The organism is Vibrio sp. bablab_jr001 (assembly GCF_016464285.1).
Lineage (GTDB): Bacteria > Pseudomonadota > Gammaproteobacteria > Enterobacterales > Vibrionaceae > Vibrio > Vibrio fluvialis.
The window spans coordinates 1-276 of record NZ_JACDWZ010000112.1 but is presented as its reverse complement, the minus strand read 5'-3'; the positions used below and the strand labels follow the sequence as shown (position 1 = coordinate 276).

Below are 276 nucleotides of genomic sequence, written 5' to 3'. Positions count from 1 at the left end.
GGAATACACCAACAAACACATTCAAGTGTGCTTGGTATCGAAGCTTACTGATTCAGTAAGTCTTCAAATTGAGTCCGGCAAAATCAGTCACACACTCATGAAAAATAAATGTGTGACACCTAGGTTGTTTAACAACAACCCGAAACTCCTTCGGGTTGTATGGTTAAGTGACTAAGCGTACACGGTGGATGCCTTGGCAGTCAGAGGCGATGAAGGACGTAGTAACTTGCGATAAGCTCAGATTAGGCAGTAACAGCCACTTGAGTCTGAGATTTC

Annotated in this window: 1 rRNA gene; it reads left to right on the top strand. The window is 43.5% G+C overall.

Annotation, left to right across the window (positions count from 1 at the left end):
- Nucleotides 1-161 precede the first annotated feature (161 nt).
- Nucleotides 162-276: ribosomal RNA gene (locus tag JIG40_RS23050) — 23S ribosomal RNA — on the top strand; the annotation flags it as partial.